This is a genomic window from Acinetobacter sp. YH01022, assembly GCF_013420235.1.
GTDB lineage: Bacteria > Pseudomonadota > Gammaproteobacteria > Pseudomonadales > Moraxellaceae > Acinetobacter.
This window is the reverse complement of the sequence record NZ_VOYP01000032.1, coordinates 1-26,330: the sequence shown is the minus strand read 5'-3', so window position 1 is coordinate 26,330 and position 26,330 is coordinate 1. Positions and strand designations below refer to the sequence as shown.

Below are 26,330 nucleotides of genomic sequence, written 5' to 3'. Positions count from 1 at the left end.
TATCCTTCTGTATTAGATCACTTTCGCTTCATTTTTCAATTTTTCTACAAGCTCGTCTACAGACTTCACTTGTACGCCCGCTTTACGTTCAGCAGGAGCTTCAACTTTCACTGTTTTCAGTTTAGTTGTCGCAGTTACACCGAAATCTGCAGGAGACTTGGTATCAAGCGGTTTTTTACGCGCTTTCATGATGTTTGGCAGAGCTGCATAACGTGGCTCGTTCAAACGTAAGTCAGTGGTGATAATTGCTGGAAGTGCAAGTTCAACAGTTTGCAAACCACCGTCGATTTCACGAGTGACTTGTACTTTGTCGCCTTCAACTTTCACTTCAGAAGCGAATGTACCTTGACCTGCGCCAAGTAGAGCACCAAGCATCTGACCAACCTGGTTAGAGTCGTCATCAATGGCCTGTTTACCAAGAAGGATTAATTGTGGTTGTTCAGCGTCAACAACACCTTTCAGGATTTTAGCCACTTCCAAAGCACCGAGCTGGCTGTCATCAGCTTCAACCAGGATACCGCGGTCAGCACCAAGTGCCATTGAAGAACGGATTTGTTCTTGCGCTTCTTTAGGACCGATAGCAACAACAACGATTTCTGAAACAGTTCCTTTTTCTTTTAAACGAACCGCTTCTTCCACTGCGATTTCACAGAATGGGTTAATTGACATTTTAACGTTTGTTAAGTCAACACCACTGTTGTCCGGTTTAACGCGAACTTTAACGTTGGCATCAACCACACGTTTTACAGCAACAAGAGCCTTCATGTAATCCTCGGCTGTTTTAGCAAATGTAAATATTGAGAAAAGTTATAATAACTCTTCACTTAAATTTTTTTAGGTGCCCTATCTTGCAATGTGTACGGCATTTGGGTCAAGTCACAATTATCGAAACAGCTGTAAAAAAGCATCATTTTCCTTGAACTTGGCGTTCATATTTTTTTCACACACTTTTATTAAGATGAAATTCCTGAATATTTATTTATTTTTTAAGCATTGATTTTTAGTATTTTTTTATCTGATTAACTTCATCAAAAGTTCTGATTTAATGCTTGTTTTCGATCAGTTTCTGGCGAGTCTGGCACACATAGCCGACAGAACAGCCAAAGTAATGAATTGTCATTTAAGACAGATTCCGCTAAATTTTTCAGTCTGTTTGCCCTAAAATTGAGCTATTTTTTAAGTTAAATATGTAACAAATTACCTTTTCGGCTCAACACCCTTCCATACAGGCAAGCACGCCATAACAGCATACTTGCTTGACATTTATCAGTTCATGATCAGCCAGGTTGCAGCCAGCATTAACAAGCCACCTGAAGCGCCATCAATCCATTTCTGTTTACGTTCATCAATATGGGTTTTTTGGGTCACTTTGGCAAAAATCACACTCAAACTGCCATATACCACAAAGATGAGTCCAATAAAGATCAAGGACAGGATTAAACCCTGATTCACCATATTCCCAGCTTTATCAATAAATTGCGGTAAAATTGCAAAATAGATCAGCATACCTTTGGGGTTCAATAGCGCAGTAAAGAAACCTTTTTCAATGGGACTGGATGATGATTTTCTCTCGATGATGAATTTATTGTCACTGAACACCGACTTAATCAAACTCGTAGCCAAGAACAATAGATAAGCGATCCCGAGCCAGCGAATGCTTTCAAATAACACCGGGAACGAGACTATAAGGGCTGTAATGCCCAAAGCCATCAAAACAGAATGGACCAAATAGCCCAGGCAAATCCCTATAGTTGCCAGCATGCCTGCTTTTGCATCTTTTCCCATTACTTGAGACAGGATAAACAGCATATCTGGTCCAGGGGTGAAAATAAGCGGAATAACCGTTAAGGCAAACAGTACAAATACAGACATTTTCTTTTCCCTTTCCATGTCTTGAAAGTGAAAATCAGTATCGAACAAATAGTACAAAATAGGATTTCAAATATTCTATAATTATGATTATCCTCCGAATTATATTCTAATTTATGAAACTATCTTCTAAATCTGTTTCAGTAAAACTAGATCGTATTGATAAAAATATCATTCGTGCCTTGCAGAATAATGCCCGTATGCAAAATAACGATCTGGCCCGCGAAATTGGACTGTCGCCATCATCGTGTCTGCGTCGGGTGAAATTACTGGAAGAAGCAGGCGTAATTCAAAATTACACCACAGTGGTAGACCCGCAAAAAATTGGCTTGCAGCTGATATTATTTTCACGAATTTGGTTAACCGGACAGGATGCTGAAACCATCGATACCTTCATTGAAGCCATGAAAGAGCTTCCTCAAGTGATGGAATGCTATATCATTTTAGGGGAATGCGATGCCATGCTGAAAGTGGTCGTGCCCGATCTGGAAAGTTACCGTAAATTTCAGTCGGCGCATCTCACCAAGAAAAACGGCATAACCAGTGTAAAAACGGATTTACCCAGTCAAATTATTAAACAGAGTTTCCAGTTACCGCTCGATAATCTTTAGGCACGTTCATAATTTTTCAGTATGTTAAAAATTGCCGTGCAAATAAATCTGTTATTGCTTAGATTGAAAATTGAAGTGCAGCAACAAGAACTTACTTAGCTTTGAGCTTGATAACCTTATAAAACTTTAGGGCTACATCAATGATATCGCATGAAATCAGGTAGCCCTTGATCAAGTCTGCAAATTAAAAGGCTGCTTATACAGGCTGACTTTGTAAAAAGTCACGATGGATGTGGCTTAAATCAATTAAATCATAAGCCTGAAGATTAAATATTTTCCAGACTGCTAAAAAGTCTTCTTTTAAATCTACATTTGATGTTGCAATGGGACGTTCCTGCCATTGCAGGTCTGAAATCCACAGATAGGTTTGTTGGGTCACATCATTAATGGCTTGTACCTTACCTTCTGCATTGATGCCCTGGACATGCGCACCTGCAGGTAAAACCGGTTCGATATTAGGCAAACTTATTTCGACAAAATGTTTAACTTGACGAAGGCCATAACCTGCAAAAATTTCTTTTTGCGCAGCCGTTAACTGGTCATATTTCTCTAAAATATCTGCAATCATTGTTTCGCCTATCATTTTCCTTTCCAATATTTAACTGACCAGTAGTGAAAGCATACATAATTTCATCGCTATACATGATTCATGCGATTCACTGTATGGTTAGAGGTGATTCTTATACCTTATAAATTGACTTTTTATTATCCGACAATAGTTCAAAATGTCATCTTTATGCCCTGATATTTTTTCATACGCTTATTTAACTTTAATGAACTCCGGTGACTGCTGCTAAAATAATTAAGCAAAGTCCGGACCAGATTGATTCAAATTTTAACATTATTTAATATTGTTACGACTTTTTAACTTGCGCTCGCGGATGTGCCTGATCATACACCTGAGCCAAATGATCAAAATCGACATGAGTATAAATTTGTGTAGTAGTCAAATTGCTATGTCCCAGCATTTCCTGTACCGCACGTAAATCCCGGCTGTTGGATAGCATATGACTGGCAAAGCAATGACGTAACAAATGTGGATGCAAATCAACATTTACCCCGGCACGCAGGGCTTGCAGTTTCACCCGGTTTTCAATTTGCCGCGCACCCAGCGGATTGCCCTTTTGGGTAATAAACACATGAGCATCCGGGACAAAATCACCGTGCCATAATGGATAGACTTGCAGCCACTTCATTACTGCATCTCGAGCCTTACTGCCAAAAGGCACCACCCGGGTTTTATTGCCTTTACCGGTAATACGTAACAGCTGACGGTTAAAATCGATATCTTTAATCCGCAAACCTTGCACTTCAGCCAGACGTAAACCACTGGAATACAATAGTTCTAAAATGGCTTTATCCCGTAGCCACATTTGTTGCTGTGCTTCGGTTTCAGGTGCTGGCTGATCCAGAATCTGGTTCACGGTTTCAATATCGACCATGCCCGGAAGCGGTCTGGGAATACGTTTTAACTGAAAATCATCCGCCGGATTAAACGCCAGATACTGCCCCTGCTCGGCCCATTTCATAAATTGGCGTATGGATGAGAGCATCCGCTGTAAACTGCTGGAACTTAAGCCTTGCTGTTCCACTTTATGGGCCAAATATTCACGCAGATCTGTAGTTTCGATATTGGCCAGATCCAGTTTTTTAGCTTCACAAAAGTTTAAAAAATCGGAAACGTCGCGTTCATAAGCCTGCAAGGTATGTCTGGACTGATTTTGAATTTCACGTTCTTTGAGCCACATTGCGAGCAGTTCAGTTGTGTTTGTTTGTAATGACATTAACTATCCCTTGCTCTGCTTTCCAGTGAATTTAAAAAATCAGAGACCCACGCTGCTGTCTCTGTAGCGTGCTGCGCAGCAAATAAATGATCTCCACCCTGAATAACCTGAAACGATGAGTCTTTTAATGTCTGATGTAAATACTGCCCAACAGCCACAGGGCTGATGGGATCGGCATCTCCCCATAGCAGTAATGTTTTTTGCTGAATGGCTGAAAGTTGAGAGGAATAATCCAACTGTACAGTAGAAAACCAGTCCGGGTAATTCAGGAACTGGTTTTTATAGGCCGTGCGCCAATCCTCGACTTCAAATGGACTTAAATCAATCCCGCCTGATGTCGCAATCAGTACCATAGCTTTAATTAAATTAGATTTTTTCAATGCAGCCTGTATGGCAAAAATTCCGCCCATCGACTGTGCAACCAGTACCGAATCTTGCTGAATCTGGTCCAGCACATAATCACTCAGACTATTAAAATCATATACTTCATTCTGCGCTGGTTCTTGACCGAACCCAGGATAGGCAATCACTTGCACTGTATAATCTGCTGACAGCAGTTCAATCAGTGGCTGCCAAAATTCAGTACTTCCAGATGCTCCTGGAAGAAAAATCAAATGCGTCATTTAAGCTCTAGACTAAAAGCAATAATCCGTACAGCATAACGCATTTACAAGCATAAAAAAGCACCATCATAGGGACAGTGCTTTTTTCATCAAAACATGAGTTTACTATTGGTAATAACTCAAATCGATACGACCCTGATAGACGTTTGCTGTTGGACCGGTCATCCACACCACATCACCTTCTTTCCATTCAATTTGCAGCTTGCCACCAGCCAGTTCAATTTCAACATTATTAGCCAACAGACCACGGCGCATACCGGAAACCGCAGCGGCACAGGCGCCTGTACCACAGGCTAAAGTTTCACCTACACCACGTTCAAATACACGCAGACGGGCATGTTTTTCATCAATAATTTGCATAAAACCGGCATTGACACGTTGCGGGAAACGCTCATGTGATTCTACTTGTGGTCCAATACGTGCGACATCTGCGGTAATCACATCGGGAACAATGGTCACTGCATGCGGATTGCCCATATTTACGACATCAATAGTCAGCTTTTCATTGTTGGCCAGCTCAATGTCATACAAATTTTCCGGTTCATCTGCCAAAAATGGAATTTCACTTGGCAAGAATTTAGGATAACCCATGTTCACACGAACCCAGCCATTCACACCCAGCTCAGGCTCTACAATACCGGCTTTGGTCTGCACTTTAATTTTGGTTTTGGTGGTGAGCTGACGCTCATGCACAAAACGTGCAAAACAGCGCACACCGTTTCCGCATTGCTCCACTTCAGAACCGTCGGCATTGAAAATACGATATTTAAAATCGACATTGGGTAAATCAGGTGGCTCAACAATTAGCAACTGGTCGAAACCAATGCCAAAGTGGCGATCTGCCAAACGTTGAATAGTGACAGTATCCAGGTAGGCACGCTGGCTGATCAGATCAACCACCATGAAGTCATTGCCCAGACCATGCATTTTGGTAAATTCTAAAAACATCTCAGACATCTCCATTATGGCAATAAGCGTTCACGTTCCCACAAAGATTCAATGCTTTCGCGCTCACGAATCAGATGTGCCTGATCACCATCCACCATCACTTCAGCAGCACGTCCGCGACTGTTATAGTTCGAGCTCATCACGAAACCGTAAGCACCCGCACCCAACACAGCCAGTACATCATTTTCTTTAATCGCCAGCTGACGCTCTTTACCCAGGAAATCACCCGTTTCACAAATCGCCCCGACGACATCCCACTCTTTCGCTTCAACGTCAGTACGTGGAATCACTTCCTGAATATCCATCCATGCTTCATACAAAGCAGGACGAATCAGGTCGTTCATCGCGGCATCAATAATTGCGAAATTACGGTGATTGGTCGGTTTAAGCAAATCGACTTTAGTCAGTAACACACCGGCATTGGCAGAAATACTGCGACCCGGTTCCATATACACTTTCAGACCGAGTTTTTCTAAAGCTGGCTTCAAGGCATTGGCATATTCTTCTACCGTCGGTGGAACTTCATCTTTATAAGTCACACCTAAACCGCCACCGATATCGATGTGTTTTAGATTGATACCTAATTCTTTAAGTTTCTCAATCATCACAATCACACGATCCAGTGCATCGACAAAAGGCTGGGTTTCAGTCAATTGTGAACCGATATGACAGTCAATCCCTACAACGTCCAGATTTGGCAATGACGCCGCATATTGATAGGTTTCAAATACGGTATCAGAAGGAATACCGAATTTGTTTTCTTTTAAACCGGTTGAAATGTATGGATGAGTTTTGGCATCGACATCCGGATTGACACGCAAGGAAATTGGGGCGTTTTTACCTAAGCTTGCTGCCACTTTCTGAATACGATCCAGCTCGGCATAAGACTCGACGTTAAAGCAGGCAATACCTACTTCTAGCGCTTTTTGGATATCGGCTTCAGATTTGCCTAAACCCGAGAATACAATTTTAGAGGCATCCCCACCCGCCTTAAGCACACGAGCCAGTTCACCACCAGTAACAATATCAAAGCCCGCGCCACACTTGGCCAGTACATTCAACACCGCAAGGTTAGAGTTAGACTTTACCGCAAAACAAATTTGATGATCGATAAAGCTAAAAGCACGATCCATGTCTAAATAATGCTTTTCAAAAGTCGCTTTTGAATAAACATAAAGTGGCGTGCCAAATTGCTGCGCAAGCTGTTGTAGAGAACATTGCTCGGCATGCAAAACCCCATTGATGCGGGTAAAACTCATGAATGTATCCTTTCGATGACGCGTTTAGATATTAAAAATTAATTCGTTGCAGCAGATGAAGCAGGAAGCTCTGATGCTACTGGAGCGGCTTCTTGCTTATTTGAGGATTGCTGTTTTGAATCTACATTGGGATATAACAAATATTTTGCACGTTTGTCGTAATTCGGATCACTCGGTAGCTGCAAAGCTCCAGACTGACCACAACCAACTAAAGCAAAACCTGTCGCCAATAAACTGATGCAGCAAATGACAAGACGCATCTGACCACCTATTTGATATTTTCGAAGAAGTATAACCTGATCATGGGACATGACCAAAGCACTAAACGCTAGAGATTATAGTGAGATAAAAAAAAACGCCAGTTTCAAACTGGCGTTTTAATCATTTGCAGTGATTATTTATGTTTTGGTTTGTAGAAACCAAAGTAGCCAATAATCAAGATAATGAACCAGATCGGGCTGACCATCAGCGCTTTCATGGTGTCTGCTTCTAAAGACAACACATAAATCATGCCGATAAAGAAGATGATTACCAACCAGCAGGTAAACAATCCACCAGGAAGTTTAAAGGTTGATTTGGCATGCAGTTCTGGACGTGTTTTGTAATACACAATATAGCTCCAGATAATCATCAACCAGACACAGATAAACAGGATGGTTGAAAGCGTGGTTGCCAAAGTAAAAGCTTCAACCGTATTCGGCACGAAGTACTGAAGTGCAGCACCCAGTAACAAACAGATTGCCGAGAAATACAAAGCATTTGCAGGAACAGCACGTTTATTTAAATGACCGAAGGCTTTAGGACCCTGCTCTTCACGTGACAGACCAAACAGCATACGGCTGGTCGAGAACACCCCACTGTTCATGGATGACATCACCGAAGATAACACCACCAAATTCATGATAATCGCTGCAGCAGCAATACCGGCCTGGCTAAACAGGTTGACGAATGGACTGATGTTCGGATCAATCTTGTTCCATGGCGTAACTGACATGACAATGACCAGTGCCAGCACATAGAAAATGATGATACGAATAGGGATCGAGTTGACTGCTTTAGGCAAGTTCTGTTCAGGATCTTTGGTTTCAGCTGCTGTGGTACCCACCAGTTCCACACCGACGAAGGCAAAGATGGCAATCTGGAAACCTGCCAAGAAACCCGTCACGCCTGTTGGGAATAAACCACCATGTGACCAGAGATGAGTAAAGGAAGCGACTTCACCTGCGGTAGAAGAAAACCCGGTAAAGATCATCCACAGACCCACAGTAATCAATACGACAATGGCAATAATCTTGATTAAAGCAAACCAGAACTCTAACTCACCGAACAATTTAACGGTAACCAGATTCAGCCCCATAATAAACACAATGGCGGCAACACTGATCATGACCCCTTCACCAGGCGTAAACGGCAGCCCCCCGTTAAAGAACTGCAGGTAATAAATAATGGCCGACAAGTCAGCAATACCAATGGTGATCCAGCACAGCCAATAGGTCCAGCCGACAAAATAACCCGCCCATGGACCAATCAAATCGGTTGAAAAATCAATAAAAGACTTGTATTTCAGGTTAGACAGTAACAGTTCGCCAAGCGCACGCATGACCAAAAAAACCATAAAACCAATAATCATATAAATGATCAGAATGGATGGTCCGGCCAGGCTGATGGTTTTACCCGAACCCATGAATAGACCTGTACCAATTGCCCCGCCAATCGCAATAAGTTGCAAATGCCGATTCGATAAACTCCGCTGCAGTTCACCACCTTCAGTCAGTAAACTATGGTTCTCATTTGACATTGTTATTTTCGTCTCTCAAATTTCGTGTGATAAAAGTAGCTCAAATTAAAATAAATCAATAAAGTTTTTTGAGCATTTGTTAAATATTTTTCAAGCTTGACTGTATTTTTGTCGCTTTTTCATCCAGATCGAGTCCATTTTACTTTCCTTTTCTTCATTTCCCTTCAAGTTAGCAGTTTACGTGCCAAGATAAAGTTTGGCGAGAATTTATGCAAAAAATTGTATTTCCATACAGCTATTGCTACATTCTTCACCCATCTTCTGATTTATATAGATACCACTCAAATGAGCAAAGTCAAAACTGTTTACCGTTGCGAACAATGTGGAACTGACCATCCGAAATGGGCGGGACAATGTTCAGATTGCGGAGAATGGAATAGTCTGACTGAAGTACGTCTGGAACCTGCCGTAAGTCACCGGGCACAGCCAAAAATGGGCGGCGGCTATGCTGGTCAGGCTGCCAACATCACCACCCTGAATAAAGTTTCTGTTTCACATGAAACACGCTTGGCTACCGGGATAGGTGAATTTGACCGCGTTCTGGGCGGTGGTCTGGTCACCGGTTCAGTGGTTCTGATTGGCGGTGATCCCGGAATTGGTAAATCCACGATTCTTTTACAAACGGCGACCCATATGGCAGTTGCGCAGAGTTCTGCACTCTATGTGACTGGTGAAGAGTCGCTGTCACAAGTCGCTTTGCGTGCCCATCGTCTGGAGTTGCCAACTGAACATCTTAAAGTCATGGCAGAAACCTGTGTGGAACGGATTTGTGAAGTTTTAGCGCAAGAACGCCCTGCTGTTGCCATTCTGGATTCGATTCAAACCTTATATACCGAAACCTTGCAGTCGGCACCGGGTGGTGTTTCGCAAATTCGTGAATCGGCTGCGTTACTGACCCGTTTTGCCAAAAATAGTGGCACAGCGCTGTTCATTGTGGGTCATGTGACCAAAGAAGGCGCATTGGCGGGACCCCGTGTACTGGAACACATGGTCGACTGTGTCCTGTATTTTGAAGGACAATCCGACTCACGTTACCGAATGATTCGCGCGGTAAAAAACCGTTTCGGGGCAGTCAATGAACTGGGCGTGTTTGGCATGACCGATAAAGGCTTACGTGAAGTCTCCAATCCGTCGGCTATTTTCTTAAGCCGTTATGATGAAGCCATTCCCGGTTCAATTGTGATGATCAGCCGCGAAGGCACCCGTCCCCTGTTGGTCGAAGTACAGGCTTTGGTGGATGATGCTCATGGTCAACCGCGTCGTGTGGCACTCGGTCTGGAACAAAACCGCCTGAACATGCTGCTGGCTGTCATGCACCGTCACGGCGGTGTGCAAACTTCCGGACAGGATGTCTATGTCAATGTGGTTGGTGGTTTAAAGATTACTGAAACCGGTTCAGATCTGGCCGTTCTTTTAGCCTGTGCCTCCAGCTTGCGTGGCAAAGCCTTGCCACAACAACTGGCGGTATTTGGAGAAGTCGGATTATCCGGCGAAATTCGTCCGGTGCCGAATGGTCAGGAACGTTTAAAAGAAGCCATTAAGCATGGTTTTAAATACATTATTTTGCCTCGAGGCAATGCGCCACAAAAACCAATTCCGAACGTGCAGATCATTTCGGTAGCACGTTTGCATGAGGCCTTGACTGAAGCCATAAGCTTAAGTGAAGAACTGGCTTAAGCTTAAACATATGAAAGATTATGTAAAAAAACACCAATTTGATATTGAAATTCAGGGCAAATGACTGCATAACTATAGAGCTATAATTTATTTTTTTATTTAGGAAAAAATCGATGGAAGTTCGACAGCGTGGTTTGATGGCCGGTATTTTAATGGCAGCTTTGGTGGTTGCACCGATGGCCGAAGCGAAACGTGCAGGTGGTGGTAAAAGCCATGGTATGAGTCGTTCTGCTGCTCCAACCCAATCTTACCAACAACCGCGTCAAGCTACTCCTGTTCAACAACCTGTTGCTCCTGCCCAACAAAAATCTGGTTCAGGTGTAGGTAAAATGGTTGCTGCTGGTGTTGCTGGTGCTGCAGTTGGTGCAGTTGCAGCTAATGCTTTAGCAGATGATAAAGCTGCAAGTGAAGCACAAACTCAGCAAGAGGAAGAAAAAGGCGGAATTCCGGGCTGGATCTGGATTCTTCTGGCAGCAGCAGTAGCATTCTTCTTGTTCCGTAAATTCGGAGCAAAAAAAAAATTAGCAGCCAATAATCCTTATGCACCAAACAATGCTGGAAACACAGCGCCGTTTGGTCAGCAAAATGCAGCACCACGTACTTCAAATGACAGCACCAATATTTTTGGTCAGTCTGTAGGTGGTTCTGCAGGTGCAGCAACTCAAGCACCTTTTGGTGCAGCTTCAACACAAAGCGGCAACCAATTGCCAGATGGCACCGAACCTGCTGCATTCTTGCGTGTTGCCCGTCAACGCTTTAACCATATTCAGTCCATGAATACAGCAAGCAACATTGCTGAAATTCAACGTTATTTAACCCCTGATCTTTATCAGTCTATGTATAACGACATTATGGCGAACCAAGACCAGGACGTTGCCGAGTTCTCTAACCTGAATGCAATGGTGGTCGATTCTGCAACTGAAAATGGTCAATATGTTGTAAGTGTTCGTTTTACCGGTACAGTAAGCGAAGACTTAAACAGCTTGCCACAACCTTTTGCAGAAGTTTGGCATTTTGTAAAACCTGCGGGTTCTAATCAGGACTGGTTGGTTGCCGGTATTCAGCAAGAACACTGAGTGTTTGTGAACACCCTCTCGGTTAAAAGCACTGACATGAGTTGATGTTTTTAGTCACGATACTGTAAAAGCCAATCTTCGGATTGGCTTTTTTATTTCATTCCTTTTAGGCTATAGCAAAAGTTTTTGGATATAGGTATGTCTAACCGAATTTCTCCTCCTGCCTCACTGATGAATTTAGCCATTACAGGAAATGCAAAAGCGCAATTTGAACTGGCTGAGCTGTATATGCAAAGCGAGCATGATGATGACATTATTCTTGCCGAAGAATGGGCGCTGAAAGCCGCAGAAAATGGTAATGTCGAAGCGATGTACTGGCTGGGTGAAGGTTATACCGTTTATGCCAAAGACTTGGCTGAAGAAGACCCGGAAGAATCCAAAGCACATTTTGAACTCGGCTATTACTGGCTGAGTAAAGCCAATATACAGAAACACCCTGCTGCGACTTTAGAATTGGCGGGTTATTTCCGTCGTGGTGATGTAATTGAAAAAGATGTGACCAAATCTGTGTCTTTAGTCAAGCAGGCTTCTGAATGGGGTGAAGTTCAAGCTATGCGTGATTTGGCCTTTATCTATGAAAATGGTCTAGGCATAGAAACAGATGAAGAACAAGCAGATTACTGGACTGAAAAAGCAAAGGCTGCTGAAAAATAAATTAAAGATGAAAAAGCCCATCATTTGATGGGCTTTTGTTTTATACAATTTTAAATATTAGCGCTCGATATCATCATTAATATCGACCACAATCACTTGTCTGCAAATACCTTCTACATTTCGTTGTTGTTCAAATATAGCGGCAGGCATCACATCAAAACTGTCAAAAAAGCAGATTTCATCTTCATTGGCATCATAAACAAGAGAATGATTACCCACGCCTTCCAAGGTGTCGTAATAAACAATCACAAATTTATTTTGATCAAATGCTAGCTGGATTTGCTGATAATTTAATGCAGGAAGAATAGGTAAATTCAGTTGCTCAGCTTCCTGATAACTAAGCTTTTCACTCTCCTGAAGATCAGGGTCAGGATCGGTATAAAACTGCACATGAAAACCAAACTTTTTTAGTGCTACAGCTAGACCGATGGTCGTCGTGCCATTTTCACCATCATATCCACAGACCTCTACCAGCTGCTGAATATCGGCATCAATACCTAAATGTTGCAGCAGCATCCAAACTGCAAAAATTCCGCCATTTGCTTCCAGACGGGCTAATTCTTCAGGCATTTCTAAAGCCATAATAAAAGCTCAAAAATATAATTGTGTTGATAATAATCAATTTCAGATTGGAACAAAATCAATTTCCAAGTACAATACTTCGCTAGTCGAGGGATGCTGCGACGTTTTACAGGTACAAAATGTAAAAGCGCCAGGCTCGACGATCGGTTGAACTTGTCTGATCAACCAACAACGGCATCCGCGAACTGAATGATCAATTATTGTTTTTTATAAGGAGATCGTGATGAACGCGGTTAATGCTTCATTTACAGATTATAAAGTTGCCGATATTTCCCTAGCTGACTACGGCCGTAAAGAAATTAAACTTGCTGAAGCAGAAATGCCAGCGCTGATCGGCTTACGTAAACGCTACTCAGCAGCAAAACCACTTGCAGGCGCGAAAATTCTCGGCTGTATTCACATGACCATTCAAACTGCAGTTTTAATTGAAACTTTAGTTGAATTGGGCGCTGAAGTACGTTGGACTTCTTGCAACATCTTCTCTACTCAAGACCACGCAGCTGCTGCAATCGCTGCACGCGGTATTCCTGTTTTTGCCTGGAAAGGTGAAACTGAAGAAGAATACATGTGGTGTTTGGAACAACAAATCAACGTGAATGGCAAACCTTGGGATGCCAACATGATTCTGGACGATGGCGGCGACTTGACTGCTCTTGTTCACGAAAAATATCCTGAAGTGTTAGCGAAAATCCATGGTGTGACTGAAGAGACCACTACGGGTGTGCAACGTCTTTATGAAATGTTACGTGACGGCACTTTAAAAGTTCCTGCAATCAACGTAAATGACTCAGTAACCAAGTCCAAAAACGACAACAAATACGGTTGCCGCCATTCTCTAAACGATGCCATCAAACGCGGTACTGACATGTTGATGTCTGGTCGTCGTGCACTGGTGATTGGTTACGGTGACGTAGGTAAAGGTTCTGCTCAATCACTTCGTCAAGAAGGCATGATCGTACGTGTTACTGAAATCGATCCAATCTGTGCAATGCAAGCATGTATGGACGGTTACGAAGTTGTATCTCCATACAAAAACGGCGTGCAAACAGGTAAAAAAGAAGACGTAAATGCGGATCTTCTTCAAAACACTGACTTGATCGTAACGACTACAGGTAACTACCACGTATGTGACGCTGCAATGTTAGATACATTAAAAGCAGGTGCAGTGGTGTGTAACATCGGTCACTTCGATACTGAAATCGATACCAACTACCTACGTGGCTACAAATGGGTTGAAGTTAAACCTCAAGTACACCAAGTGTATCGTTCAGAAAATGAAAACGATTATTTAATCCTTCTTTCTGAAGGTCGTTTAGTGAATCTGGGTAATGCGACTGGTCACCCATCACGTGTGATGGACGGTTCATTTGCCAATCAGGTATTGGCTCAAATGCACTTGTTTGCCGAAAAATTTGCTGATCTTCCTGAAGAGCAAAAACAGGCTGCGATTCGTGTAGAACTGCTTCCTAAGAAACTGGACGAAGAAGTTGCTGCGGCAATGGTTGCCGGTTTCGGCGGTGTCTTGACTCAATTGACTCAAGAACAGGCTGATTACCTTGGCGTACAAGTTGAAGGTCCATTCAAATCTGAGACTTATAAATACTAATACCCCTCACCCCATCCCTCTCCCTGAGCTTGTTTTAAGCATTGCTTTAAAACAAGAGCAAGAGAGGGTGAGCACCAGATTTATTTCCGATGGATGTTTAATTTCATCATATGAATAAATATGGCTTAAACCCTGCATAATTCAGTAATGAATTCTCCTCTCCCTTTGGGAGAGGTCAGGGAGAGGGTGAAAAATTAAAACAGTACTTATAAAAAGGATTTGAAAAATGACCAAACGTGTTCCAATTTCTTTTGAGTTTTTCCCGACCAAAACTGATGCCGGGGCGGAAAAACTTCGTGTTGTGCATAAAGAATTACAACTGTTAAATCCTGAGTTCTTTTCAGTGACTTATGGTGCCGGTGGTTCCACTCGTGAACGTACACTTGCTGCAATCAATGACTTTAATGGCAAAGGCACGCCTGTTGCCCCTCACCTGTCTTGTATCGGTGATGACAAAGCGCGTATCGCAGAATTGCTTGATCTATACAAATCACAAGGCATCGACCGTATTGTGGCGCTTCGTGGTGACTTGCCTTCAGGTCAGGTTGGCCTGGGTGAATTACCTTATGCGCAGGATCTGGTTCGTTTTATCCGCGAACATTCAGGCGATCACTTCCACATTGAAGTGGCCGCTTACCCGGAAATGCACCCACAGGCAGAAAACTTTGATAAAGACATTCAACACTTTGTCGAAAAAGCCAATGCCGGTGCCAATGCCGCTCTAACCCAGTTCTTCTTTAATCCGGATGCCTACTTCTATTTTGTAGATCGCATTCAGAAAGAAGGTGTGAACATTCCGGTGGCTCCGGGTATTATGCCAATTACCAATGCCAGCAATCTGATTCGCTTCGCAGATGGTACCGGTGCAGAAATCCCGCGCTGGATTCGCAAGCAATTGGCGACTTATGGCGATGACACGGCAAGTATCAAGGCCTTTGGTCATGAAGTTGTGGTGAAATTGTGTGAACGTCTGCTTGCAGGCGGTGCACCGAGCTTGCACTTCTACACTATGAACACGACAGATCCAACACGTCAACTCGTGACTGATCTTGGTCTAGCTTAATTTATATCTGATTTGTGAGTAATACTTAAATGCCACGTTTTTATATTGAAGCTGACTTAGCAGTGGATATGAATGCTGAATTAACTGAAACGGTTTTTCATCACTGGGTCAAAGTATTACGTGCACAAGTCGGTGAAAAAGCCACCTTGTTCAATGGACGGGGTGGTGAATATGAAGTTACGCTTATTGAAGTCGCAAAAAAATCAGCCCATGTTTCTGTCGATTCCTTCAATCCTGATGACCGTACTCCAGCTTTTAGTACCTTGCTTGGACAGGTAATGAGTAAAGGGGATCGAATGGATTATGTCATTCAAAAAGCCACAGAACTTGGCGTATCCAAAATCCAGTTGCTGACTTCTGAACGCTGTGAAATGCGCCTTAAATATGATCGTGACCAAAAGAAAATAGATCACTGGCAAGGCATTGCCATCGCTGCTTGTGAGCAATGCGGCATGAACAAAGTTCCTGAAGTGTTAGCACCTGTATCTTTACAAGACTGGTTAGAGACAGAACTCCCGACCACAAAACTGGTGCTTGCTCCGAATAAAGATCAAGTGAATGTGCTGGAAAATGCGACACAAGACATTGCGCTATTAATTGGACCTGAAGGTGGTCTAAGTGAAACGGAAATACAATTATCCAACCAAGCAGGCTTTATAAACTGGTGCATCGGCAATCGTGTATTACGAACAGAAACGGCGCCGATTGTTGCTTTATCTATTTTAAATTATAACTTAACTGTATAGTTCATCAAAATTTGGATGAATAACTTGTGATGTGATTGATTTTTTTCAACAACATTATTACTCTTGAATTAAAGATACAAATGTATATTTAAAATACAGTTTATTTTTTTAACTCAATCAATATTTAGAAAGTAAATTTATTGCAAAATAATAATTAAGGTTTTTGCCTGTATGTCAGATCTTCAAGACGAGTATATTAAACAGCATGTGAATGCTGCACAAATTAGCAATACAATTCGACTTAGCCGCTTCTTTATAGTCAGTATTGTGATTGTATCGGCATATGTTTATGGCATTTACCAATTTTATTTTATAAAACCTTCTTTTTATTTCAATTTTTGGTTTATAGGCACCGAACTCTTGTGTTGCCTGTGTTTGCTAATTAACAGTGTTTATTTTAAACCCGACCAATTTGCCTTAGCTCATGCGCATCGTTGGCTACAAATTCAAAGTTTAGTGATTGGTAGCTGTATTGCCTTAGGTATGGGCCTGGTTTACTACTATTTACCTCAATACAACCCTGCCTTTAGTCATGTTCATGCCTTAATTTTGTCAGCATTATTACTGATTGTGAGTCAGGCATTTGCCCTGACCTTTTTAACCCAGCGCTTAACTTATTTCTGTCTGGCATTTATACCTGCTATTTTTCCTTATCTGGCTTCACAATTTATCAGCACAGAAACATCAGATCCTTTATTCCATCTCACCATTAATTTTGCACTGATTGTCATTTTATTATGCGCCAATATCACATCGCGTATTCATCAGCGTATTTCTGTACTGTACTCAAAAAACAACCGTTTAGTTAAAAATGCCAAACAACAGGTTTTATGGACCGATGAATTATGCAAACAGTTACAAGCTGAAATTAATAAATCAAAAGATATAGAGCTGCAATTACAATTAAACAATCAGCTGCTGGAGCAAAAAGTTAAAGAACGAACTGTTGATATTGCCAAAATGAATGCTGATCTGGAAAATCAGCAACAGAATCTGGTTTTGGCACATGAAATTGCCGGACTACGCCCCTGGGACTGGAATATCAAAGATCGTGAAATTCTGGTGACGGACGCAAAACAGCAAAAAACCCTGAAGCCCTCTAAACTGCATCATCATCAACTGCAAAATATTATTCATCTGGATGATATTGAGCAGTTCAAGCATGCAATGAAACAACATTTACGTGGTCAGTCACCACTTTATGAAGCCAGCTATCGAATTCAGAACAGCAATGGCAAGTGGAAATGGGTCCATGATATTGGTCGGGTCATTGCTCGTGATCCGGTCAATAAAAAGCCCCTGCGCATGGTGGGTATCCGTCGTGACATTCATCAGGAACGTACCGATCAGGAACGCTTAAAATTAGCTGCCAGTGTACTTCAGCAAGCAACTGAAGGCATTTTTATTCTCGATGATCAGCTATGCTACATTGACGTCAATCCATTTTATGAACAACTCACCGGTTTTACTCACCGACATATTATTGGCAAAAATTTATTTGATATTACGGAAAATTATCAGTCACAACAAAGAAACAGCCACTACTCGATTCTTCAGCAGCTGGGAAAAATCGGTGAGTTTGATGGTGAACTGCAGGAAACATTCCTTTCAGGTGAAGAAGCAACCATCTGGATGCGCATTAATGCCATTAGCGATGAGCAGAACCGTGTCACCCACTATATCGGTATCGTCTCCGATTTAACTGAACGTAAACTGCAAGAACAACGGTTGTCTTATTTAGAAAATTACGATCCTTTAACCGATTTGCCGAACCGTTTTTATTACAACTACCAGTTACATCAATATTTAATTAGTCAAAAAGATTCCATTAAGCAGCTGGCCGTTATTCGTTTAAATATCGATCGTTTCAGGCCTTTAAATGAATTTTTAAGTAATAGTGGTGGTGACGAACTGTTACGCCAAGTTGCACAAAGACTGCGACTGACTAATACCGAAGCATTATTTGTAGCGCATCTGAATGGTGATGATTTTGCAATTGTCTATGAGGTTTCACCTACTAACCCGTCGATTCAACATCATTGTGAACGTATAAGTAAAGCTTTTTCCTTACCCTTTAACATTTTCGATCAGGACCATATTATCACCCTGTCCATGGGCGTTGCATTCTATCCGGAAAATGGACGTCAGCTGGATTATCTGAATAATTGCGCTGAACAAGCCTTGACTGAAGCAAAAAACCTGGGCGGCAATGCCTGTCGTTTCTACTCCAATAACAGTAGCGCTTTACTTGAACAAGGCATTTATCTGGAACGCGATTTGCGCCATGCCATCAATAATAATGAGCTAATTGTTTACTATCAGCCGAAAATAAATTTCAGTGATCAAAATATTTACGGTTTTGAAGCACTGGTGCGCTGGAATCATCCAAGCAAGGGCATTATTCCTCCGAACCTGTTTATTCCTCTAGCAGAACAAACCAGCCTGATCTCGGATATTGGCCGGATTGTGATTCAACAAACAGCCAAACAGATCCGCTACTGGAACAATATCGGGTTTGACAATATTTGCATATCCGTCAATGTGGTGGCCCAGCAATTACAACGCGGACAATTGCTGGAAGATCTGGATCATGCCATCCAGACCTATAACATTTGTGGTTCCAGCCTGGAACTTGAAATTACCGAATCATCGTTACTGGAAAATTCAGTCACGGTGAAAAACCTGTTGAATGAAATTAAAAAACGGAAAATTCATATCTCGCTAGATGATTTTGGCACAGGCTACTCTTCCCTGTCTTATCTTGCCGATTTCCCGATTGATATACTTAAAATAGATCGCAGTTTTATATCCAAAATCGGAAAAAATAAGCAGGAAGCGATTGTCAGTGCTATGATCGCCATGGGCAAAGCTATGGGAATGATGGTGGTTGCAGAAGGTATTGAAACTAAGCAACAACTACAGTACCTGCAAGATCTGGAATGCGATATTGCTCAAGGTTTCTTTTTTTCCAAGCCGCTTCCTGAAAAAGAAGCCACCACATACCTGGAACAACATCGACTTATACCTTCTTGATATAAGTCAACCTTTCACCCCCCAACTTTGCCTGAAAAAGACACATACGCGACTGTGATAAGGTCGCAACAAATGTTATATTCGATGCAACCAAGCAGAAAACCAGCAGCTTTGCTGAATTACTCCAGTAACAAACGAGATACAGATGGAAGATCAATCTTTAAAACAACAGGCATTGTATTATCACGAATTCCCAACACCAGGAAAAATCAGCGTCACGCCTAGCAAGCAACTGGTCAATCAACGTGACTTAGCGCTTGCCTACTCACCAGGTGTTGCTGCACCATGTCTTGAGATTGAACGTGACCCTTCAACTGCTGCCCTTTATACTGCACGCGGTAACCTTGTAGCAGTGGTGAGTAATGGTACTGCAGTACTGGGTTTAGGAAATATCGGTCCTTTGGCATCTAAACCGGTAATGGAAGGTAAAGGCGTACTGTTCAAAAAATTTGCCGGTGTCGATGTATTCGATATTGAAATTGATGAAAACGACCCTGACAAAATTGTCGACATCGTGGCCGCGCTAGAACCTACTTTTGGTGGGATTAACCTTGAAGATATCAAGGCACCAGAATGTTTCTATATCGAGCAAAAACTTCGTGAACGCATGAACATTCCTGTGTTCCACGATGACCAGCATGGTACCTCTATTATTGTGGGTGCAGCTCTTCTGAATGCATTGCAATTTAACGGCAAAAAAATTGAAGAAATCAAGATTGTTGCTTCAGGCGCAGGTGCAGCAGCACTGTCTTGCTTAAATCTTCTTTGTGCCCTGGGTGCTAAGAAAGAGAATATCATCGTTGCCGATTCACGTGGTCTATTAACCACTCAGCGTGAAGGTCTGGATGAATCTAAAAAAGCATACGTACAAGACATCACCGCTACTCAGCTCGGTGAAGTACTTGAAGGTGCTGATATGTTCCTGGGTCTGTCAGCTGCCGGTATTCTCACCAAAGAAATGGTGAAAACCATGGCTGCAAATCCGATTATCTTTGCCTTGGCAAACCCGGATCCAGAAATTCTGCCTGAACATGCACATGAAGTTCGTGATGACGTGATCATGGCAACTGGTCGTTCAGACTATCCAAACCAGGTAAATAATGCACTGTGCTTCCCGTATATCTTCCGTGGCGCGCTTGACGTTGGCGCAACCACCATCAATGAAGAAATGAAGATTGCCTGTGTACATGCCATTGCGCGCATGGCACATGTTGAAGCAGATGCAGCATCGTATGGTGAAAAATCAGCATCATTTGGCCGTGACTATTTAATTCCGCGTCCACTCGATCAGCGTTTGATTCTTGAAATTGCCCCGGCAATTGCACAGGCAGCGATGGACTCTGGCGTAGCCACTCGCCCGATTCAGGACTTCTCTGCTTACCGTCAACGTCTGTCTGAGTTTGTTTACAACTCTGCATTCATGATGAAACCAATTTTCGCCCAGGCGAAAACTGATCCTAAGCGTATTGCCTATGCTGAAGGTGAAGACCTGCGTGTACTTCGTGCAGTACAAATTGCAGTCGATGAAGGTCTGGCTAAACCAATCCTTGTCGGTCGCCCTGCAGTGATTGAAGCAAATATCAAGAAATTAGGTCTACGTCTTGAAGATGGAGTGAACATCACCATTATCGATCAAGAAAAGAACCCACATTACGAAATGTTTGCTGATGACTACTACAGCATCATGCAACGTAAAGGTGTGACACCTGAGTATGCGCAACGTGAAGCACGTCGCCGTTCTACCTTAATTGCATCTATGCTGGTGAAACACGGTCTTGCAGACGGTATGCTGTGTGGTACCTACTCAAGTTATGACATTCATCTTGACTTCGTAAGCAACATCATTGGTAAGAAAGAAGGTCATAACACATTCTTTACGCTCAATGCATTAATGCTTGAAGACCGTAACCTGTTCATCGCGGATACATACATTAACCGTAACCCGACAGCTGAACAGCTTGCTGAAATGACCATTTTGGCTGCTGAAGAAGTACGTCGTTTTGGTGTAACACCACGTATCGCACTTCTTTCTCACTCAAGCTTCGGTAGCGACCAAGATGACTTAAGCGCGCAAAAAATGCGTAAAGTGTATGACATCTTGTCTGAAACTGCGCCTGAACTGGAAGTTGAAGGTGAAATGCACGGTGATGCGGCACTTGACGAAAACATCCGTCACTTTGCTTTCCCGAACTCACGTTTCAAAGGTTCTGCAAACTTGCTGATTATGCCAAACCTGGATGCAGCCAACATTTCGTTTAACCTGTTGAAATCGACTTCAGGGAATAACGTTACCATTGGTCCTATCCTGTTAGGTGTATCTAAACCTGTCCACATCCTGACACCAACTACGACTACACGTCGCTTGGTGAACATGACTGCATTAACCGTTGCTGAAATTCAGGAAAATGAAAAATTAGCACTTTGATTTAGTCAGCTAGATCACATTTTGTGACTTGAGAAAACCTCTATTCTGTAGCATGATTGCTTGAAGAATAGAGGTTTTTTCATGCAAGTTTATTTAGTAGGCGGTGCGGTTCGAGATCACTTGCTCGGGCACCCCTATCACGAGAAAGATTATGTTGTGGTCGGTGCAACACCGGAACAACTTCTTGCTCAGGGCTATCAGCCTGTGGGTAAGGATTTCCCTGTTTTTTTACATCCAGAAACAAAAGAAGAATATGCACTGGCACGCACTGAACGTAAATCAGGTCGTGGCTATCATGGCTTTGAATTTTATACCGATCCGAGCGTTAGTCTTGAAGATGATCTGATTCGTCGTGACCTGACCATCAATGCCATGGCCATGGATAACGAAGGCAATATTTATGATCCTTATGCGGGTCAGCAGGACTTGGAACAACGCATTTTACGCCATGTATCCGATGCCTTTGTTGAAGATCCGCTACGTGTTCTGCGCATTGCGCGCTTTGCTGCACGTTATAAAAGTTTAGGCTTTAGCGTGGCAGAAGAAACCCTCACCTTAATGAAACAATTGGTGGAATCAGGTGAACTCAATGCGCTAATTAAGGAACGTGTCTGGAAAGAAACTTCCCGTGCGCTGATGGAAGATTATGCCGATGAATATTTTACCGTTTTACGTACCTGTGGTGCGTTAAAAGTCCTGTTCCCGGAGCTGGATGCTTTATACGGTATTCCACAGCGCCCTGAATATCATCCGGAAATTGACAGTGGCATTCATACCATGATGTCATTACAACAGGCCTGTAAAGCCGACTATTCTTTAGATGTCCGCTTCGCAGTGCTGGTTCACGACTTGGGCAAGGCCTTGACACCAGCAAATGAATTACCGCGCCATATCATGCACGAAGAACGCGGGGTCAAACCGGTGACTGAACTCTGTGACCGTCTGAAAGTCCCAACCAATACCAAACAGCTGGCCATTGCAGTCTGTAAAGAACATTTAAAATGCCATCAGGCCTTAAGCCTGAAACCGGGTACTTTATGGCGTTTGTTGCAACGTCTGGATGTGTTACGTCGCCCTGAACGAGTGGAGGCGTTTATACAGGCCTGTGAATGCGACTCCCGTGGTCGTTTAGGGCTAGAAGATCGTGAGTATCCTCAGGCTGCTTATATACTTAAGGCAATGGAAGTGGTCCGCAATATTAAAGCGCAAGACTTACCTGCCGATGTGAAAGGTCAAGAAATTGGTGAGATGTTGATTCAAAAACGAATCGAAGCACTTGCTGAACTTAAGCATCAATATGCTGAAATTGCATAAATAAAAAGCCCCGAGTGGGGCTTTTAAATCTTTAACAATCTCCCTAAATCCCTCTTTTCCCAAAAAGGAACTTCTCCATTTTCACCAAGGGAGTCAGGACGAATTTTGGCTGATCAACAAATATGAGCAATAGCTGAAATCAGGAAATATCCGCCGGAAAAGTAACTACTTTTTCAAGTTTCATTTGCTCTGTAGCGACCATCAATAACCGGTCAATGCCTAAAGCAATACCGGAACACTCTGTCATGTGCGGCAATGCAGCAAGCAGATATTCATCAATCGGCATGACATGTAAGCCCAGTTTTGCACGTTCGGCATTATCTGCTTCAAAGCGGGAACGCAGTACATCGGCATCAATCAATTCATCATAAGCATTGGCCAATTCCAGACCTTCGATATACAGCTCGAAGCGGGCAGCCACCAGTTCCCCATCCTCATCGATTCGGGTTTTGGCCAAGGAGGCCAGTTCAGCGGGAAAATCGGTTAAAAATACTGGCGTATCAAAACCCAGGCTCGGTTCGACAAAGTGCGAAAAAAGCAAATCGATATAACCCAGGCGATCATCACCTAGGTCCAGATTCAAGCCGACCCGGTTACAGCAGTCTTTCAGCTCTTTTAAACTGGCTTGCAATGGATTGATATTCAGACGATCCATAAAAGCGTGTTTATAGCTGAGGATCGTTGGACGAACATCACCAAAACGCTGTTTTAAAGTCACATTGAGCAAATCGGTTACTTCAAACATCAAATCTTTCAAGCTAAATCCGGGACGATACCACTCCAGCATGGTGAACTCGCTATTGTGTTTACGCCCATGTTCATCATCACGAAAGACTTTGCAGATTTGATAGATTGGACCACTGCCACTGGCCAGCAAGCGTTTCATGGCAAATTCGGGCGAGGTTTGCAAATAGTGGGTGTGTAATTTACCTTGTAAATGACGCTGTGCCTGTATAGAGGCCAGATGTACATCGGTCACTCCGGCCTGCGACAAGACTGGCGTTTCAACTTCCAGTACATCCCGTCCGGCAAAAAACTGGCGGATCTGTGCATACATTTTGGCACGTGCCTGCATGGCCTTTAAGTCACAAGTCGGCTGATAAGCAATAGATTGACTCATGCCTTCGGGCCTCCATGTGCTGCCCATTCACGGCGCAAGGGATAGGTTTTACGCAAATAATCAAAGGCTTTTTGCTCAACCTTGCCATCTTTCAGGCAGGCCCTTAAGTTGGCATCATCACGGGCAATATCATAGATTTGGGTTAAATATTGCTTTAACACAGCCTTTAAATCACGCTCTTTAAAATATGGTTCACAGACAGGCAATTGCGTTTCAAATTGCTTTGTCGCTGGGTAATGAAAGGTACTGCAGAATGCATCGTAGATCATTTGTGTACCACGTGCCTTTCCTTCCAAGCTATACCCGGCAATATGCGGTGTAACCAAACGAATTAAATTTAACAGCTGTTCTGATATTTCAGGTTCATGTTCAAATACATCGAGAACTACTGGACGCTGGTTCTGTTGAATATCGACAATTAAAGCCGATTCTTCTATTACTGGGCCACGTGCCGAATTAATTAAAATCGCTGCAGGCTTCATCTGTGCTAAAGCTTCAGCGTTGATGAGATGGTAAGTTGGATGATTGCCTGTTTTGGTTAAAGGCACATGGGTGGAAATCGCATCGGCTGTTTTTAATAGGGTATTTAAATCTACTTGCTCAATTTGTTCACGCTGTACGAAGGGATCATGACCAATCACCTTCCAGCCCAGAAATTTGGCCATAATAGCTAGACGTGAACCGACATTGCCCAGACCGATAATACCCAAAGTAAAGCTGTCATTGGCATCGATCAGTTCAGGTTTTAAATGCAGTAAAGCGGTAATCACATATTCCGCAACGGCCTGCGCATTACAGCCTGCAGCATTCGACCAGGCAATGTTGCATTGTTCTAAAGCAACTATATCCAGATGATCGGTGCCAATGGTCGCACTGCCGACAAATTTTAATCTTGTGTCCTGAACCAGCCCGGCATTGACTTGGGTCACAGAACGCACCAGTAACGCTTCTGCATCTTTCACATCCGCATGGGTTAAGGTTCGTCCTGCAACCTGCTGAATTTCTCCAAAATCGGCAAAGAAATATTCAGTAAATGCCAGATTTTCATCTGCGACAATTTTCATAATGCAATCCAATGATCTTATGCTGATTATGATAACGCTTAGCACGGCATCTGACCAAGCACCTTGTAGGTATCGCTTTCTTGCATTGGATAATTTCACAAACACCGTGATGCATAAAATGGATGTCATCTTTCCTGGCAGAAAAAAGGACCGAATGCTTTAACATTCCGGTCAAACAGAGGCAAAACCAATATGCATCACAAGAATGCTGCTTAAGCTACCTCTCCATCAATAATGCCTTGCAATTTTAAGGCATGCAGCTCATCTGCCGTTTTAAGACGTGACAGAATCTGCCTGGTATGTTCACCCAACTGCGGTGGTGCATTGCGATATTCTACCGGCGTATCTGAAAGTTTGATTGGCGAAGCAATCACTTTGAAATTTTCATTCAAGGCATGTGGAATGTTCACCACCATGTCTCGATGCTGAATTTGCGGTTCAGCCAAGGCATCTTCCACTGAATTGATCACCCCCACCGGCACTTTCATGGCGTGAATGGCATCAACCCAATCTTTAGCATTTTTACCAAGGAAATATTCAGACAGTAAGGCAATCAGCTCATCACGATGCTTGACCCGATCCTGATTATGCTGGAATTTCACTTCTTGCAATAATTCAGGAAGTCCAATCGCAAGACATAGATCTTTAAATTTTTTGTCATTACAATAGGCAATAATAAATTCCTTATCTTTGGCCTTAAAGGTTTGATATGGCACAATATTGCGATGACTATTGCCCATCCGTTTTGGCGAAATTCCAGTGCTTAAATAGTTCATACCCTGATTGGCCAACGTGGCAACTTGTACATCCAGTAAAGACATATCGATATACTGCCCCCGTTTATAAAGCGAGAATATTATGCGAGAACAATCCGTACGCCAGTCTTTAAGTACACACGATTTAAATCATGCCATCTTAAACGGCCCAATTCCCCTTGTAGTAACATTATAAATAACCCGAATTACGGATAAGAAAACCGCTTGAAAAAAAGATGGTTAGAGCCATTTAGAAAGTTACTACACAAACCAAAGACTCTAACCACCATGTTTGATTTTACAGAAATCTTCTGTGTTATTGA

The 26,330-nt window shown here is 42.7% G+C and carries 22 protein-coding genes and 1 pseudogene; 10 read left to right on the top strand and 13 right to left on the bottom strand.

Annotation, left to right across the window (positions count from 1 at the left end; genetic code table 11):
* Positions 1–12: 12 nt before the first annotated feature.
* Together FTT87_RS11665 and FTT87_RS11660 are read right to left on the bottom strand one after the other, a co-directional pair.
* Positions 13–765 (bottom strand): electron transfer flavoprotein subunit beta/FixA family protein, encoded by a 753-nt coding sequence (locus tag FTT87_RS11665; RefSeq protein ID WP_166167339.1) that lies wholly within the window; start codon positions 763–765, stop codon positions 13–15.
* A gap of 501 nt (positions 766–1,266) precedes the next feature.
* A complete protein-coding gene (locus FTT87_RS11660) occupies positions 1,267–1,872 on the bottom strand; it encodes a LysE family translocator (RefSeq protein ID WP_180081917.1) in 606 nt (201 codons plus the stop codon).
* 113 nt (positions 1,873–1,985) lie between these two features.
* Here FTT87_RS11660 and FTT87_RS11655 point away from each other — a divergent pair, with 113 nt between their 5' ends.
* A complete protein-coding gene (locus FTT87_RS11655) occupies positions 1,986–2,480 on the top strand; it encodes an Lrp/AsnC family transcriptional regulator (RefSeq protein ID WP_180174895.1) in 495 nt (164 codons plus the stop codon).
* A gap of 196 nt (positions 2,481–2,676) precedes the next feature.
* Here the strand turns inward: FTT87_RS11655 and FTT87_RS11650 are convergent, their stop codons facing one another.
* From FTT87_RS11650 to FTT87_RS11620, 7 genes are all read right to left on the bottom strand, one after another.
* Positions 2,677–3,063, bottom strand: coding sequence for a hypothetical protein (locus FTT87_RS11650; protein ID WP_180081913.1), 387 nt, complete (start codon positions 3,061–3,063; stop codon positions 2,677–2,679).
* Positions 3,064–3,334: 271 nt separating this feature from the next.
* Positions 3,335–4,228, bottom strand: coding sequence for a site-specific tyrosine recombinase/integron integrase (gene xerA / locus FTT87_RS11645; RefSeq protein WP_180081927.1), 894 nt, complete (start codon positions 4,226–4,228; stop codon positions 3,335–3,337).
* A gap of 35 nt (positions 4,229–4,263) precedes the next feature.
* Entirely contained in the window at positions 4,264–4,887 is a 624-nt protein-coding gene (locus FTT87_RS11640; protein ID WP_180081911.1) for an alpha/beta fold hydrolase, read from the bottom strand.
* 105 nt (positions 4,888–4,992) lie between these two features.
* Entirely contained in the window at positions 4,993–5,835 is an 843-nt protein-coding gene (gene dapF, locus FTT87_RS11635) for a diaminopimelate epimerase (protein WP_086196219.1), read from the bottom strand.
* 14 nt (positions 5,836–5,849) lie between these two features.
* Positions 5,850–7,094 (bottom strand): diaminopimelate decarboxylase, encoded by a 1,245-nt coding sequence (gene lysA, locus FTT87_RS11630; protein WP_180081909.1) that lies wholly within the window; start codon positions 7,092–7,094, stop codon positions 5,850–5,852.
* A 38-nt stretch (positions 7,095–7,132) separates the two neighbouring features.
* A complete protein-coding gene (locus FTT87_RS11625; protein WP_180174894.1) occupies positions 7,133–7,354 on the bottom strand; it encodes a lipoprotein in 222 nt (73 codons plus the stop codon).
* 134 nt (positions 7,355–7,488) lie between these two features.
* The gene (locus FTT87_RS11620; protein WP_180081905.1) at positions 7,489–8,892 is read right to left on the bottom strand and encodes an amino acid permease; all 1,404 of its coding nucleotides are present in this window, start codon (positions 8,890–8,892) and stop codon (positions 7,489–7,491) included.
* A gap of 285 nt (positions 8,893–9,177) precedes the next feature.
* Between FTT87_RS11620 and radA the strand changes: the two genes are divergently transcribed.
* The 3 genes from radA (at position 9,178) to FTT87_RS11605 (ending at position 12,299) form a co-directional block, all read left to right on the top strand.
* Positions 9,178–10,569, top strand: a complete 1,392-nt coding sequence (gene radA / locus FTT87_RS11615) for a DNA repair protein RadA (protein ID WP_180081903.1) — start codon at positions 9,178–9,180, stop codon at positions 10,567–10,569.
* A 113-nt stretch (positions 10,570–10,682) separates the two neighbouring features.
* Positions 10,683–11,645, top strand: coding sequence for a Tim44 domain-containing protein (locus FTT87_RS11610; RefSeq protein ID WP_180081901.1), 963 nt, complete (start codon positions 10,683–10,685; stop codon positions 11,643–11,645).
* Between the two features lie 138 nt (positions 11,646–11,783).
* Positions 11,784–12,299, top strand: coding sequence for a tetratricopeptide repeat protein (locus FTT87_RS11605; RefSeq protein ID WP_180081899.1), 516 nt, complete (start codon positions 11,784–11,786; stop codon positions 12,297–12,299).
* 57 nt (positions 12,300–12,356) lie between these two features.
* Here the strand turns inward: FTT87_RS11605 and FTT87_RS11600 are convergent, their stop codons facing one another.
* The gene (locus FTT87_RS11600; protein ID WP_180081898.1) at positions 12,357–12,881 is read right to left on the bottom strand and encodes a cysteine peptidase family C39 domain-containing protein; all 525 of its coding nucleotides are present in this window, start codon (positions 12,879–12,881) and stop codon (positions 12,357–12,359) included.
* Between the two features lie 223 nt (positions 12,882–13,104).
* Here FTT87_RS11600 and ahcY point away from each other — a divergent pair, with 223 nt between their 5' ends.
* From ahcY to FTT87_RS11570, 6 genes are all read left to right on the top strand, one after another.
* Positions 13,105–14,487, top strand: coding sequence for an adenosylhomocysteinase (gene ahcY / locus FTT87_RS11595; protein WP_166167372.1), 1,383 nt, complete (start codon positions 13,105–13,107; stop codon positions 14,485–14,487).
* Positions 14,488–14,713: 226 nt separating this feature from the next.
* Positions 14,714–15,550, top strand: coding sequence for a methylenetetrahydrofolate reductase [NAD(P)H] (metF, locus tag FTT87_RS11590; protein WP_180043186.1), 837 nt, complete (start codon positions 14,714–14,716; stop codon positions 15,548–15,550).
* A gap of 29 nt (positions 15,551–15,579) precedes the next feature.
* Positions 15,580–16,296: a 16S rRNA (uracil(1498)-N(3))-methyltransferase gene (locus FTT87_RS11585; RefSeq protein ID WP_180174893.1), complete on the top strand. Its 717-nt coding sequence runs from the start codon at positions 15,580–15,582 to the stop codon at positions 16,294–16,296.
* Between the two features lie 171 nt (positions 16,297–16,467).
* Positions 16,468–19,329, top strand: coding sequence for an EAL domain-containing protein (locus FTT87_RS11580; RefSeq protein ID WP_180081894.1), 2,862 nt, complete (start codon positions 16,468–16,470; stop codon positions 19,327–19,329).
* A 145-nt stretch (positions 19,330–19,474) separates the two neighbouring features.
* Complete coding sequence (locus FTT87_RS11575; RefSeq protein WP_086196232.1) at positions 19,475–21,754, top strand: NADP-dependent malic enzyme; 2,280 nt, start codon at positions 19,475–19,477, stop codon at positions 21,752–21,754.
* Positions 21,755–21,835: 81 nt separating this feature from the next.
* Positions 21,836–23,068, top strand: coding sequence for a multifunctional CCA addition/repair protein (locus FTT87_RS11570; protein WP_180081892.1), 1,233 nt, complete (start codon positions 21,836–21,838; stop codon positions 23,066–23,068).
* Between the two features lie 139 nt (positions 23,069–23,207).
* Here the strand turns inward: FTT87_RS11570 and epmA are convergent, their stop codons facing one another.
* The 3 genes and pseudogenes from epmA to FTT87_RS11555 all read right to left on the bottom strand — a co-directional run.
* Entirely contained in the window at positions 23,208–24,188 is a 981-nt protein-coding gene (epmA, locus tag FTT87_RS11565; RefSeq protein WP_180174892.1) for an EF-P lysine aminoacylase EpmA, read from the bottom strand.
* Positions 24,185–25,252, bottom strand: coding sequence for a 4-phosphoerythronate dehydrogenase (locus tag FTT87_RS11560; protein ID WP_180081888.1), 1,068 nt, complete (start codon positions 25,250–25,252; stop codon positions 24,185–24,187). The genes epmA and FTT87_RS11560 overlap by 4 nt, the downstream gene beginning before the upstream one ends.
* A gap of 212 nt (positions 25,253–25,464) precedes the next feature.
* Positions 25,465–26,091, bottom strand: a pseudogene (locus FTT87_RS11555) (CaiB/BaiF CoA transferase family protein); the annotation flags it as partial.
* Positions 26,092–26,330: the final 239 nt, after the last annotated feature.

Excerpts from the sequence above, each read along its gene's own strand:
- FTT87_RS11665 (WP_166167339.1), bottom strand. The coding sequence starts at position 765 with ATGAAGGCTCTTGTTGCTGTAAAACGTGTGGTTGATGCCAACGTTAAA.
- FTT87_RS11660 (WP_180081917.1), bottom strand. The coding sequence starts at position 1,872 with ATGTCTGTATTTGTACTGTTTGCCTTAACGGTTATTCCGCTTATTTTC.
- FTT87_RS11655 (WP_180174895.1), top strand. The coding sequence starts at position 1,986 with ATGAAACTATCTTCTAAATCTGTTTCAGTAAAACTAGATCGTATTGAT.
- FTT87_RS11650 (WP_180081913.1), bottom strand. The coding sequence starts at position 3,063 with ATGATAGGCGAAACAATGATTGCAGATATTTTAGAGAAATATGACCAG.
- xerA (WP_180081927.1), bottom strand. The coding sequence starts at position 4,228 with ATGTGGCTCAAAGAACGTGAAATTCAAAATCAGTCCAGACATACCTTG.
- FTT87_RS11640 (WP_180081911.1), bottom strand. The coding sequence starts at position 4,887 with ATGACGCATTTGATTTTTCTTCCAGGAGCATCTGGAAGTACTGAATTT.
- dapF (WP_086196219.1), bottom strand. The coding sequence starts at position 5,835 with ATGTTTTTAGAATTTACCAAAATGCATGGTCTGGGCAATGACTTCATG.
- lysA (WP_180081909.1), bottom strand. The coding sequence starts at position 7,094 with ATGAGTTTTACCCGCATCAATGGGGTTTTGCATGCCGAGCAATGTTCT.
- FTT87_RS11625 (WP_180174894.1), bottom strand. The coding sequence starts at position 7,354 with ATGCGTCTTGTCATTTGCTGCATCAGTTTATTGGCGACAGGTTTTGCT.
- FTT87_RS11620 (WP_180081905.1), bottom strand. The coding sequence starts at position 8,892 with ATGTCAAATGAGAACCATAGTTTACTGACTGAAGGTGGTGAACTGCAG.
- radA (WP_180081903.1), top strand. The coding sequence starts at position 9,178 with ATGAGCAAAGTCAAAACTGTTTACCGTTGCGAACAATGTGGAACTGAC.
- FTT87_RS11610 (WP_180081901.1), top strand. The coding sequence starts at position 10,683 with ATGGAAGTTCGACAGCGTGGTTTGATGGCCGGTATTTTAATGGCAGCT.
- FTT87_RS11605 (WP_180081899.1), top strand. The coding sequence starts at position 11,784 with ATGTCTAACCGAATTTCTCCTCCTGCCTCACTGATGAATTTAGCCATT.
- FTT87_RS11600 (WP_180081898.1), bottom strand. The coding sequence starts at position 12,881 with ATGGCTTTAGAAATGCCTGAAGAATTAGCCCGTCTGGAAGCAAATGGC.
- ahcY (WP_166167372.1), top strand. The coding sequence starts at position 13,105 with ATGAACGCGGTTAATGCTTCATTTACAGATTATAAAGTTGCCGATATT.
- metF (WP_180043186.1), top strand. The coding sequence starts at position 14,714 with ATGACCAAACGTGTTCCAATTTCTTTTGAGTTTTTCCCGACCAAAACT.
- FTT87_RS11585 (WP_180174893.1), top strand. The coding sequence starts at position 15,580 with ATGCCACGTTTTTATATTGAAGCTGACTTAGCAGTGGATATGAATGCT.
- FTT87_RS11580 (WP_180081894.1), top strand. The coding sequence starts at position 16,468 with ATGTCAGATCTTCAAGACGAGTATATTAAACAGCATGTGAATGCTGCA.
- FTT87_RS11575 (WP_086196232.1), top strand. The coding sequence starts at position 19,475 with ATGGAAGATCAATCTTTAAAACAACAGGCATTGTATTATCACGAATTC.
- FTT87_RS11570 (WP_180081892.1), top strand. The coding sequence starts at position 21,836 with ATGCAAGTTTATTTAGTAGGCGGTGCGGTTCGAGATCACTTGCTCGGG.
- epmA (WP_180174892.1), bottom strand. The coding sequence starts at position 24,188 with ATGAGTCAATCTATTGCTTATCAGCCGACTTGTGACTTAAAGGCCATG.
- FTT87_RS11560 (WP_180081888.1), bottom strand. The coding sequence starts at position 25,252 with ATGAAAATTGTCGCAGATGAAAATCTGGCATTTACTGAATATTTCTTT.